The organism is Cytobacillus solani, assembly GCF_006704205.1.
In the GTDB taxonomy this organism is placed as follows: Bacteria; Bacillota; Bacilli; order Bacillales; family Cytobacillaceae; genus Cytobacillus; species Cytobacillus solani.
On sequence record NZ_CP041305.1, the window covers coordinates 3,605,559 to 3,617,897 of the forward strand.

The following is a 12,339-nucleotide window of genomic DNA, read 5'->3' on the forward strand; positions in this document are numbered from 1 at the left end:
AATTATAATGGGAGGGGATTTTTTTGTTTCGATTATGGTATTATTTCTAAAGACTGAAAATAGCTAGGAATTTTGAGCAGGAGGAAATATGGGATATTTGTTCTTAGTCGTATTTATCTTAGTAATTGGACTGATTATTTATATGGTAAAGGAGGCCTTTGCTAATCGTGTCATTTATAAGGAGATTACTTTTTCTGATTTTCCCGAAACGTTTGGTGAAGTAAAGCTGTTTTTTATTTCTGATATACATAAAAGAGTTATTTCGGATCATATTATTCAAGAAGTTCAGCGTTCGAAAGCGGATATTGTAATTATTGGCGGCGATTTAGCAGAGAAAGGTGTTCCTTTTGAAAGAGTAAAAGAAAACCTCCTCAAATTGAAGACGCTCGGGGATGTTCTTTTTGTATGGGGCAATAATGATTATGAGGTGGATTATCGGTATTTAGATGCACTAATGCTCGATTGTGGTGTGAAAATTCTCGATAATACGGCTGCTTTTTTTGAATCAGCAGAAGGCGAACGGCTGATTTTTATGGGAATTGATGATATAAGCTTGAAAAGAGATCGATTTGACCTTGCATTAGCAGATGCAGGCATTGATGAGGGCTTCAAAATCCTGGTAAGCCATAATCCGCAAGTAGTTAGCAAAATAAAAAGCGAACATCAGATACGACTTGTTTTAAGTGGACATACCCACGGGGGGCAAATTCATATTCTGGGATACAGTCCATATGAAAAAGGAAAACTAAAAAAAATGAAACAGACGACACTGTTAATAAGTAATGGGTATGGAACAACTGCTCTCCCGCTTAGATTAGGTGCCAAAGCGGAAACCCATCTAATTACCTTAAAAAGAGGATAATATGGCTTAAAAAATATAAGCGCCATTTAGTATATGGGTGGACGACTCACAAACATTAATTGCTCTCATATACTAAACAAAAGAGTTGGTTCACGGCAGGGGGCATTTACATGCGCTTAGAACGATTGAATTATAATAAAATCAAAATTTTTCTAACGTTAGATGATTTATCAGAAAGAGGTTTGACGAAAGAAGATATATGGAAAGATTCCATGAAATGGCATCAGCTATTCCATGAAATGCTTGAGGAAGCAAGTGATGAGTTTGGTGTGGAATTTCAAGGGTCTGTTGCAGTTGAGATATTTTCTATGCAGGCACAAGGAATGATTATGATCGTTACGATGGAAGAAGAGCAGGAAGATAGCTTTGAAGACGGCTTTATCGAGATGCAATTAATTATAGAGGGCAAGGATATTCTTTTTGAATTTGAGGAATTTGAATATGTAATCCAGCTAACGAAAAGGTTATGCACGATTCCGATGAATTTTGGTTCACTATATGCTCTTCATAATAAATATTATATTCACCTCGGGCTAAACGACCCGAATGAATTAAACAAGCTTATTGCGATCCTTGCTGAATATGGAAATCCATCATTAGTAAGTATTCATACATTGCAGGAATATGGAAAAGAAGTTATCAAGGATCATGCCATTGAAACAATTATCAAGTATTTTCATTGAAAAGGGGAGAGATAGCACTCTCCTCTTAAACATATATCCCTGTTTTTAAATTCTTAAAAGAATAAGTATAACATTTTAGAATTTGGCAGCTGTCTAGCACAAGCAGTCTATCGTCTATCAAACTTCAGGTCTCCTTCCTCCGATAAGTCAACCTCGGTTTGCTCACGCTCAACGTGTTTCCTTTATCGCTGCAGTTGTTCCCTCCAGTTTGTAAGGCGATGATCAAGGCGCTTGTGGTTTTCGTATTTGAGAGCGTTTACATAAAATTATCGAAAAATGCAAAAAAAACCTTTTTTCATCTTGCATAAATTAAACAAAGGTGTATACTATGTCATGAAAGCGGACAACAAATGAAAGAGATTTCTAGGAGGTTTACTAATGGTAGCCAATAATGGTACTGAAACGAATAAAGAAGACAAACTTGACGTATTAAAGTCAACTCAAACTGTCATTCACAAGGCATTGGAGAAGCTAGGATATTCAGATGAAGTGTTTGAGCTTTTAAAAGAGCCACTTCGGATGATGACAGTGAAAATTCCAGTCCGGATGGATGATGGAACTGTGAAAGTCTTTACTGGCTACCGGGCGCAGCATAATGATGCAGTTGGCCCAACTAAAGGTGGTATTCGTTTCCATCCAGGTGTTACAGAGAAAGAAGTGAAAGCACTTTCTATTTGGATGAGTTTAAAATGTGGAATTGTGGACCTTCCCTATGGCGGGGGAAAAGGCGGAATTGTATGTGATCCAAGAAACATGTCCTTCCGTGAATTAGAAGCGCTAAGCCGTGGGTATGTTCGTGCAATTAGCCAAATCGTTGGCCCGACGAAAGATATCCCTGCACCAGATGTCTTTACTAACTCACAAATCATGGCATGGATGATGGATGAATATAGCAGAATGGATGAGTTTAACTCACCAGGGTTTATTACTGGGAAACCTTTAGTTCTAGGTGGATCTCATGGCCGTGAATCTGCAACGGCAAAAGGGGTAACTATCTGCATTAATGAAGCAGCTAAAAGAAGAGGGTTTGATTTAAAAGGTGCAAGAGTGGTTGTGCAAGGATTTGGGAATGCAGGAAGTTTCTTGTCTAAATTCTTACATGATGCCGGAGCAAAAGTAATTGGTATTTCAGATGCTTATGGTGCATTACATGATCCAAACGGTTTGGATATCGATTATTTACTTGACCGTCGCGATAGCTTCGGAACCGTAACGAATTTATTTAATGATACAATTACTAATAAAGAGCTTTTGGAATTAGAGTGTGATATATTAGTTCCAGCAGCAATTGAAAATCAAATTACAGATGAAAATGCTCATAACATAAAAGCTAAGATTGTTGTTGAGGCTGCAAATGGGCCAACTACTTTAGAGGCAACACAAATTTTGACTGAGCGAGGCATCTTGTTAGTTCCAGATGTATTAGCTTCTGCAGGTGGAGTAACAGTATCCTATTTTGAATGGGTTCAAAATAATCAAGGGTACTACTGGTCTGAAGAAGAAGTTGAAGAAAAATTGGAAAAGATTTTAGTCAAATCTTTTGAAAATATTTATGAAACTGCTGAATCCCGCAAAGTAGATATGCGTTTAGCTGCCTATATGGTTGGTGTTAGAAAAATGGCTGAAGCATCAAGATTCCGCGGTTGGGTATAAAGTGTATTTGAATATTTTCAAAAAATCCCCTATCCTAATGGATAGGGGATTTTTTGAAGACTCTTATCTAAAAAGTATTGTTTTGTCATATGAAGGACGACTGTTGAAAAAATACAAAGTTGACTGAAGCGTAAGTCAACATCTACCGCTATATTTAATTAGCAGCAAAACTATTTACGAAAACACGGTTTTGTAATGAAGTATAACAATTAAAGGAGTAAAAAAATGTATAAAGAAGATGCCATTATCGTTGGGGGAGGTCCATGTGGGCTTGCTGCAGCCATTGCACTGCAGGAGATTGGGCTAAATCCTTTAATTATTGAAAAGGGTAATATTGTGAATGCGATCTACCATTATCCAACACATCAAACTTTTTTTAGTACAAGTGAAAAGTTAGAAATAGGGAGCATTCCTTTTATAACGGTTGAATATAAGCCTCGAAGAAATGAGGCTTTAACCTATTATCGTGAAGTGGTTAAAAGAAAAAATATTAAGGTGAATGCATATGAAAAGGTTACCAAAGTAGTAAAGCAGGATGGAAATGATTTTCTAATCATGACAAACAAGAATCAATATGCAGCAAGTCATGTGATTATTGCAACAGGATATTATGACAATCCGAACTTTATGAATATTCCAGGTGAAGATTTATCAAAGGTGTTCCATTATTTTAAAGAAGCCCACCCATATTTTGATAAAGATGTTGTTGTTGTAGGAGGAAAGAATTCCAGTGTAGATGCCGCGTTAGAATTGGTTAAGGCTGGGGCAAGGGTAACAGTCATTTACCGGGGAAAAGAATACTCTCCAAGCATTAAACCTTGGATATTGCCAGAGTTTGATTCACTCGTTCGAAATGGGGTGATCCGAATGGCGTTTCAATCACATGTGAAAGAAATTCTTGATGATAAAGTCATCTATACAAAAGAAGGGCGAGATTTCGAGGTTAAGAATGATTTTGTATTTGCAATGACAGGCTATCACCCTGATCATCGTTTTTTAGAAGCGATGGGTGTTCAGATAGACCATAAATCAGGCAGACCCTTATTTAATGGTGAAACGATGGAAACAAATATAGAAGGCATTTATATCGCCGGAGTGATAGCTGCAGGAAACAATGCGAATGAAATTTTTATTGAAAATGGACGTTTCCATGGAGGACTTATTGCACAAGCGATTAAAAATAAGCAATAAATGTAAGCGAAAAGAAATCAGCTGGATGGCCGATTTCTTTTCGTTCAAACGATTAAACTTGGAATATTTTCTCTATATCCATTATGTTTTGTGAGCTCTCTAGTCCAATTAGGAGTTTTAGTCTTGCTTTTTGTCCATTCAACCCATTAGAAAAGATAACCCCAAAATCTTTTAAATGTTTTCCGCCGCCTTCATATCCATAAACATCCTGAGCAATCCCGTTAAAACAGCGGGAAACGATAACGATCGGGATATTTTTTTCAATCAGTGCTTTAATCCCATCAACAGTAGCAGGCGGTAAATTGCCCTGTCCCAGAGCTTCGATAACTACACCATGATATTCCAAATCTCTTATCGCCCATAAAAGAGTAGAATCCATTCCAGCATGAGCTTTAATTAATGCGACCTTCTTTGATATTCCGGAAATTTGATAATATTCATTTACAGTCGGTAGATGGTGGAAAAATACCCCTCTCTTCGTGACAATTCCGATAGGTCCATATTGTGGGCTTTGGAAAGTGGAAACATTACTTGTATGGGTTTTAGTTACATTTTCTGCGGTATGAATCTCATCATTAAGAACAACAAGAACTCCTTTGTTCTTTGCCTCTTCACAAGAGGCAACGCGAATAGATGAAATTAAATTGTAAAGACCATCTGCACCAATTTCATTGCTTGAACGCATGGCGCCTGTTACAACAATTGGCATGGATGTTTCAATGGTTAAGTGAAGAAAATAGGCAGTTTCTTCTAGTGTATCTGTTCCATGTGTAATGACTACACCTGAAATTTCATTCAAAGCAATATATTTATCAATTAATTTTTTTAGCTCGTACATTTCAACAGGAGTAATGTGTGGAGAAGGAAGATGAAATGGTTCCTCGATGACAATGTCTGCTAAAGTTAATAATTCATTTGTTTTTTGTGTCAGTGGGTTATTTTCGGTTGGTTTCACAGCTCCAGTAGAGGCATCTTCGCTCATAGAAATTGTTCCGCCTGTATGGATAACTAATATCTTTTTCTTCTGCATCTTACATTCCTCCGAGGTTGAATTTAAATGACTGTCTTGCTCCTGTGCCCAGCGGCTAGTTGTACTTAAGGCTCCTCCAATACATACATTGCTATGCATGGCACTTTTCGCATTTCGATTCCAAATTTTGAAAAATCATTTTCAATCTTTACATATCATGTTACGATTAAAGAAAACTAAAATTGAAATGAGGGCAGCTCATGCTTGGAATATTATCTGCGGGGATTGCTCCAGGATTAGCATTATTAAGCTACTTTTATTTGAAGGACCAATATAGCTCTGAGCCCATTTCAATGGTGTTCAAAACCTTTTTTTTCGGCGCGCTGCTTGTTTTTCCAATCGCGTTTATTCAGTATGTACTTGAAACGGAAAACTTGATTCATTCAAGTTTTATAAATGCTTTTCTCTCAGCGAGTATGCTAGAAGAATTTTTTAAATGGTTTATCCTATTTTATGCTGTGTATCAGCATGTAGAGTTTGATGAACCATATGATGGAATTGTGTATGGTGCTTCTGTTTCATTAGGATTTGCTACTTTAGAAAATATATTTTATCTAATTGCCCACGGGGTGGACCATGCTATAGGAAGAGCGCTTTTACCAGTATCTAGTCATGCCTTATTTGGTGTCATCATGGGTTATTATATCGGAAAAGGGAAATTTACAGCAACCAAAAAATTCAAATGGATATTTTTATCCTTATTTTTTCCTTTTGTTCTTCATGGAACATATGATTTTATTTTAATAACGCAAAAGAACTGGATGTTCATTATGTTTCCATTTATGATTTTCCTATGGTGGCTGGGTTTAAGAAAGGTTAAAATGGCACGGGCATTAACTGCCAAACATATAGAAAATCAGCTTCACTATTAAAAAACTCTTCATTGTGAAAAATGAAGAGTTTTTTTTATTACACAATTATCACTATCATCATTGCATAAAAAGTTAGTTACTACAAAATATAGAGATAATGAGATAAAGATTTCCACTGGAGGTTACAATTCCATGAAAAAGAATTTGTTTATAACGAAAGTCATTTTAATCATTTCTCTCTGCATGCTGTTTGTGCCAATTAGCGGAAATGATAGGAAGGTAACAGCCTTTACAAATCAAGTCATTCAGCAAGGTGCTGTAGGGGATGATGTAATTGAACTTCAATCAAGGCTGCAATATCTTGGATTTTATAACGGAAAGATTGATGGGGTGTTTGGATGGGGGACATATTGGGCTTTAAGGAATTTTCAATATGAATTCGGGTTGGATATTGATGGAATGGCAGGGGGAAAAACGAAGAAAAAGCTTGTAGATGCGTCAAAGTATGATAAGGCATTTGTGAAAGAACAAATAAATAAAGGAAGCAAATTTACTCATTATGGGGGAGTGGATTTAGAAAAGCAGAAAAAGCCTGCTGGGCAATCTGCAGAGAAGCCAAAGGCACCTGCAAATAACAATGGCGGCGGCCAAAAAGCCGAGCAGAAACCAACAGCAACTAACATCCCTAATGGATTTTCTCAAAATGATATCCAATTAATGGCTAATGCCGTTTATGGGGAAGCGAGGGGAGAACCATATACAGGTCAGGTAGCTGTTGCTGCTGTCATATTAAATCGTGTAGATAGCGCATCCTTCCCAAATACGGTTTCAGGCGTTATTTTTGAACCGCGTGCCTTTACAGCTGTAGCGGATGGGCAAATATGGCTAACACCGAATGAAACAGCTAAGAAAGCAGTTATGGATGCTTTAAATGGATGGGATCCAACTGGAAATGCCCTTTATTATTTTAATCCTGATACAGCTACAAGCGGCTGGATTTGGTCTCGCCCGCAAATAAAACAGATCGGCAAACATATTTTTTGTAAATAGAGAGGTGAAGAATATTGCTTAGAGGAATATTAATTGGTGTACTTGCGTTAGGTGTGGCAGGAACTGCTTTTTGGGGGTATCAGGAGCATCGTGAAAAGAATGCTATCCTGATCAATGCAGAAAATAATTATCAACGAGCCTTTCATGATTTAACCTATCAAATAGATGTTTTACACGACAAAATTGGGACAACTTTAGCAATGAATTCTCGGAATTCCTTATCGCCAGCATTGGCTGATGTTTGGAAACTTACATCTGAGGCACATTCCAATGTTGGACAGCTGCCATTAACCTTGCTGCCATTTAATAAGACGGAAGAATTTCTTGCTAGCATTGGAGATTTCAGCTATAAGACTGCAGTAAGGGATTTAGATAAGGAGCCGCTATCTGAGAAGGAATACCAATCATTGAAGAAATTGTATTCACAGGCTGGAGAAATCCAGCAAGATTTACGAAAGGTACAGCATATGGTGTTAAAAAATAATCTTCGCTGGATGGACGTGGAAATGGCATTAGCGACGGATTCTCAGCCAGCAGATAATACAATTATTGACGGGTTTAAAACAGTTGAAAAAACAGTTGATGGCTATGGAGAGACAGATTTTGGTCCAGCATTTGTAAATATGCAAAAAAAGGACGAAAATTTCAAATACCTTGAAGGCAAAGAAATTACAAAAAAAGAAGCTGAGAATATTGCGAAAAAGTATGCTGCCTTCGGTAATAATGTAAATATAAAGGTAACAGAAAATGGAGATGGATCGAAATATGGCTTCTTCAGTGTAACCGTTCTAGACAACAAAACAAAGAATGAAGCAAACATGGATATCACAAAAAAAGGCGGCTATCCAATCTGGTTCATCCTTGCAAGAGATGTGAAAAAACAAGTAATCAGTCTGAATGATGCTAGTATAAAAGCAATACAATTTTTGAAAGATAATGGGTTCGAAAGCTTGGATTTATTTGAAAGTGCACAGTATGATAATGTAGGTGTATTTACATTTGTAACGAACGAAAATGATATCAGAATTTATCCGGATTCTATAAAGATAAAAATAGCGCTGGACAATGGAAAATTATTAGGGTTTTCAGCAGAGGATTATTTGAGAGCCCATCATGTTCGAGATATTCCTAAACCTGTAATAACTAGAGAAGATGCACGTTCAAAAATTAATCCCCAAGTAAAGGTCATGGAAGAGGGCATGGCGATTATTATAAATGATATAAATCAAGAAGTTCTTTGCTACGAATTCCTTGGCACATTAGGGGATGATACGTATCGAGTATTTATTAACGCAGACGATGGCAATGAAGAACGAGTAGAGAAATTAAAAAATGCAGAACAAATATTTGATGATGTTGTTTAAAGGAAAAGCCGCAAGGCTTTTCCTTTTAATATGAATGACAAAACTGTTTATCCATGTCATAATTAAGTATCTAGATGATCCTTTTGAACAAGAAAGTGTGGTCTGTATGATAAATATTGGTGATGTTTTACTGTTAGAACCTAGTCATTCTGAAAAAGTTGAAAAATATAAATGTAAGATTGTTGAAAAGTCAGAGAGCAAAATATATATCGATTACCCGATTAATATGGATACCAATAAAACAGTATTTTTGATGGATGGCACTCAATTAAAAGGGACGTTTGTTTCTGAGGATGGTTCTGTGTATTTATTTGAAACGGAAGTCCTTAGAAGGGTGAAACAGAAGATTCCAATGATTGTTCTTTCCTATCCTGGTGAAGAACAATTAGTTAGAATTCAGCGAAGACAATTTGTCAGAGTGGAAACAGCTGTCGATGTTGCGATGCATCCTATACATATGGAATTTTCTCCAATGATATCTATAACAGAGGATATTAGTGCTGGCGGAGCAGCGATTATCTGCCAAAATTCATCAGTGATTAAACCAAATATGATGATACATAACTTGTTTGTATTGCCAATGCAAAATGGAGAAATTCATTATTTAAAGTTAAAGAGCAAAATAGTTAGGGTGCTCGAGAAAAAGGATTCAAAGCCTGTCGCTTCTGTCCAATTTGTAGATACTTCGCCTAGTGACCGTCAAATGCTTCTTCGTTTTTGTTTTGATAGACAGCTCGCGTATAAGAAAAAAGGGTTAAAATAAAAATGATGGAATAATTTTTTCAAAATGATCGCATACTAATCGTAAAGTAAAAAAAAAGCGGAGCGATTGTGATGAAGACATTTGAAAGAATCCTAGTGAAAATTGCCATAATACAATGTTTATTCCTAATTATTACGCAAATATTTTTTCACAAATTGAATGCTTTTCCCGAATTAAATCAGATCAGCCAGTATGAAGGTGTGACAGATAATAATTTCATGGAATTGCTAGAAACATTTAAAGGGAAATAAGTAAGCAGACAAATTGTCTGCTTACTTTTTATTTTTAAGTAAAGATTAAAAAAGCTCATTTTGTATCATCATATGTTAAAATATAATCTAAAATAGAGCATTAAGGTTATTTTAGGAGGCATTATGACGAATAAAATTTCAATTGCAATTGATGGGCCAGCAGCTGCTGGGAAAAGTACAGTTGCAAAAATCGTAGCAGAAAAACTTTCTTATATTTATATTGATACAGGTGCTATGTACAGGGCATTAACGTATAAAGCAATCTTAAACAATAGTAACTTAGAAGATGAACACGAACTAATGAAAATATTAAATGAAACAGTTATTGAGCTGCAGCCTGGAAATCAAGGTCAATTGATTTACTTAGATGGAAAGGATGTAACAAGCGAAATCAGAACATCTGAGGTAACCAATTCTGTGTCCATTGTAGCTAAACATAAACTGGTTAGAGAAGAAATGGTTAGAAGACAGCAAAGCTTTGCAGTAAATGGCGGTGTTGTTATGGATGGAAGAGATATCGGAACACATGTGCTGCCTAATGCAGAAGTGAAAACCTTCCTTTTAGCTTCGGTGGAGGAAAGGGCAATTCGCAGACATAATGAAAATATTCAAAAAGGGTTTTCGTCTGATTTGGAGAAATTAAAGGAAGAGATTTCTTTAAGAGATAAGTTGGATTCTGAACGCGAAGTGGCCCCGTTAAAAAAAGCAGACTGCGCTGTTGAAATTGATACAACTGCCTTATCGATTGAACAGGTTGTAGAAAAAATTATGAACCTGGCTAATGAAAGGATCGGATGAATCGTGACGTTTTACTCTTTTGCAAAATCGGTCGTATATGGAGTATTAAAACCTATCTATCGATTTGAAGTAATTGGGAGAGAGCATTTTCCTAAAGAAGGCGGTGTGCTCCTCTGTTCAAACCATATTCACAATTTTGATCCTCCTGTGGTTGGCATCAATGCCCCAAGGCCTGTTCATTTTATGGCAAAGGAAGAACTATTTAGTGTTCCGATTCTCGGGAAGCTCGTCCCGCATTTAAATGCATTTCCAGTTAAAAGGGGAATGAGTGACCGAGAGGCATTAAGAAAAGGACTTTCTATTTTAAAGGATGGCCATGTTCTAGGACTGTTTCCAGAAGGTACACGAAGCCAAACTGGCGAATTAAAAAAAGGGCTAGCAGGTGCTGGTTTTTTTGCCCTGCGAACAGATGCAGCTATTGTTCCTTGTGCAATTATTGGTCCTTACAAGGCTTTTAAAAAATTAAAGGTAGTTTACGGAAAACCGATAGACATGGAAAATTTACGTGAAAGAAAAGCTTCTGCTGAAGAGACAACAGAAATAATTATGGGTGAAATTCGCAAACTGATTGACGAACATCGCTAGACCTTCTTGCTTGACAAAAGAAGTCGTTTGTAAGAAGTTAAATAAAAGGCATTTTTTTAAAATAGAATAGGTGTATAACAGTTTGGTTGCTATTTAATCTTAGCATCATCTAACTAAAGCACTTTTCGCATTTTAAATTAGGAGGAATACATATGTCAGAAGAGATGAATCAAGTTGATGTGAGAAATTTCGAAGTTGGCGATAAGGTTTCTGGCCTTGTTACGAAAGTGGAAGAGAAGCAAGTCATCGTTGATATTAGTGACAGCAAATTAGATGGAATTATTCCAATTAGTGAACTATCAAGTCTTCATGTTGAAAAAGCTAGTGATGTAGTTGCAGTTGGGGATCAGCTAGACCTTGAAGTATTAAAGGTGGAAGAAGAAGCACTAATCTTATCAAAGCGTAAAGTAGATGCGGAAAAATCTTGGCAGGAGCTTGAAGAGAAATTTAATAATGGCGAGATTTTTGAAGCAGAAATTAAAGATGTTGTTAAAGGTGGACTTGTTGTTGATTTAGGTGTGCGCGGATTTGTACCGGCATCACTTGTTGAAGCATTTTTTGTTGAAGATTTTTCTGAGTATAAAGGAAAAACGATGACATTTAAGATTGCAGAGTTAGAAAAAGATAAGAACCGCTTAATCCTTTCTCATCGTGCAGTAGTAGAAGAGGAAAAAGGAAAGCAAAAGCATCAAATACTTGATTCGTTGAAACCTGGTCAGATTATTGAGGGGACCGTACAAAGAATTACTGATTTTGGCGCGTTTGTTAACATTGGCGGAATTGACGGACTTGTTCATATTTCACAGCTTTCATATGAACATGTTGATAAACCATCAGAAGTAGTTGAAGAAGGACAAAAGGTTCAAGTGAAAGTGTTAAGTGTTGACCGTGACAATGAGCGAATTTCTTTATCGATTAAAGAAACATTGCCTGGACCTTGGAGCAATATTGCAGAGAAAGCACCAAAAGGAAGTTCACTTAGCGGTGTCGTAAAAAGATTAGTTTCCTACGGTGCGTTTGTCGAATTATTCCCAGGGGTAGAAGGTCTAGTTCATATCTCACAAATTTCTCATAAGCATATTGGAACTCCACATGAAGTATTAAAAGAGGGTCAGGAAGTTCAAGTGAAAGTTCTGGATGTAAATGAAAAGGATCAGCGATTATCATTAAGTATTAAAGAACTGCAAGAAAGAGAACAGGAATATGTAATTGACTATGAGCTTCCAGAAGAATCAAAAGGATTCCAGCTCGGTGAAATGATTGGGGATCAATTAAAGAATTTAAAAAAATAATGGTG

General features: G+C 36.5%; 13 protein-coding genes. 12 read left to right on the forward strand and 1 reads right to left on the reverse strand.

Translation table 11 applies throughout. The features are described from left to right. Positions 1 to 88: 88 nt before the first annotated feature. The 4 genes from FI644_RS18050 (at position 89) to FI644_RS18065 (ending at position 4,389) form a co-directional block, all read left to right on the forward strand. A complete protein-coding gene (locus FI644_RS18050) occupies positions 89 to 862 on the forward strand; it encodes a metallophosphoesterase (RefSeq protein ID WP_053476836.1) in 774 nt (257 codons plus the stop codon). A 110-nt stretch (positions 863 to 972) separates the two neighbouring features. Beyond that, positions 973 to 1,545 carry a genetic competence negative regulator gene (locus FI644_RS18055; protein WP_053476835.1) on the forward strand — a complete coding sequence of 191 codons (573 nt, stop codon included), beginning with the start codon at positions 973 to 975 and terminating at the stop codon, positions 1,543 to 1,545. A 378-nt stretch (positions 1,546 to 1,923) separates the two neighbouring features. Next, on the forward strand, positions 1,924 to 3,198 hold the full coding sequence (locus FI644_RS18060) for a Glu/Leu/Phe/Val family dehydrogenase (protein ID WP_053476834.1): 1,275 nt from the start codon (positions 1,924 to 1,926) through the stop codon (positions 3,196 to 3,198). 225 nt (positions 3,199 to 3,423) lie between these two features. Then, positions 3,424 to 4,389, forward strand: coding sequence for a YpdA family putative bacillithiol disulfide reductase (locus FI644_RS18065; protein WP_142108688.1), 966 nt, complete (start codon positions 3,424 to 3,426; stop codon positions 4,387 to 4,389). Between the two features lie 52 nt (positions 4,390 to 4,441). Here the strand turns inward: FI644_RS18065 and FI644_RS18070 are convergent, their stop codons facing one another. Continuing rightward, positions 4,442 to 5,419 (reverse strand): asparaginase, encoded by a 978-nt coding sequence (locus tag FI644_RS18070; protein ID WP_142108689.1) that lies wholly within the window; start codon positions 5,417 to 5,419, stop codon positions 4,442 to 4,444. 200 nt (positions 5,420 to 5,619) lie between these two features. Between FI644_RS18070 and prsW the strand changes: the two genes are divergently transcribed. From prsW to rpsA, 8 genes are all read left to right on the forward strand, one after another. Continuing rightward, a complete protein-coding gene (prsW, locus tag FI644_RS18075) occupies positions 5,620 to 6,291 on the forward strand; it encodes a glutamic-type intramembrane protease PrsW (RefSeq protein ID WP_053476831.1) in 672 nt (223 codons plus the stop codon). A gap of 132 nt (positions 6,292 to 6,423) precedes the next feature. Further along, complete coding sequence (gene sleB / locus FI644_RS18080; RefSeq protein WP_053476830.1) at positions 6,424 to 7,281, forward strand: spore cortex-lytic enzyme; 858 nt, start codon at positions 6,424 to 6,426, stop codon at positions 7,279 to 7,281. Between the two features lie 14 nt (positions 7,282 to 7,295). Continuing rightward, positions 7,296 to 8,645 carry a germination protein YpeB gene (ypeB, locus tag FI644_RS18085; RefSeq protein ID WP_142108690.1) on the forward strand — a complete coding sequence of 450 codons (1,350 nt, stop codon included), beginning with the start codon at positions 7,296 to 7,298 and terminating at the stop codon, positions 8,643 to 8,645. Between the two features lie 106 nt (positions 8,646 to 8,751). Beyond that, positions 8,752 to 9,408, forward strand: coding sequence for a flagellar brake protein (locus FI644_RS18090; protein WP_053477578.1), 657 nt, complete (start codon positions 8,752 to 8,754; stop codon positions 9,406 to 9,408). A 71-nt stretch (positions 9,409 to 9,479) separates the two neighbouring features. After that, positions 9,480 to 9,659, forward strand: coding sequence for a YpfB family protein (locus FI644_RS18095; protein ID WP_053476828.1), 180 nt, complete (start codon positions 9,480 to 9,482; stop codon positions 9,657 to 9,659). Positions 9,660 to 9,782: 123 nt separating this feature from the next. Then, positions 9,783 to 10,457 carry a (d)CMP kinase gene (gene cmk, locus FI644_RS18100; protein ID WP_053476827.1) on the forward strand — a complete coding sequence of 225 codons (675 nt, stop codon included), beginning with the start codon at positions 9,783 to 9,785 and terminating at the stop codon, positions 10,455 to 10,457. A gap of 3 nt (positions 10,458 to 10,460) precedes the next feature. Further along, complete coding sequence (locus tag FI644_RS18105; protein WP_056685431.1) at positions 10,461 to 11,042, forward strand: lysophospholipid acyltransferase family protein; 582 nt, start codon at positions 10,461 to 10,463, stop codon at positions 11,040 to 11,042. A gap of 152 nt (positions 11,043 to 11,194) precedes the next feature. Further along, on the forward strand, positions 11,195 to 12,334 hold the full coding sequence (gene rpsA, locus FI644_RS18110; RefSeq protein WP_053476825.1) for a 30S ribosomal protein S1: 1,140 nt from the start codon (positions 11,195 to 11,197) through the stop codon (positions 12,332 to 12,334). Positions 12,335 to 12,339: the final 5 nt, after the last annotated feature.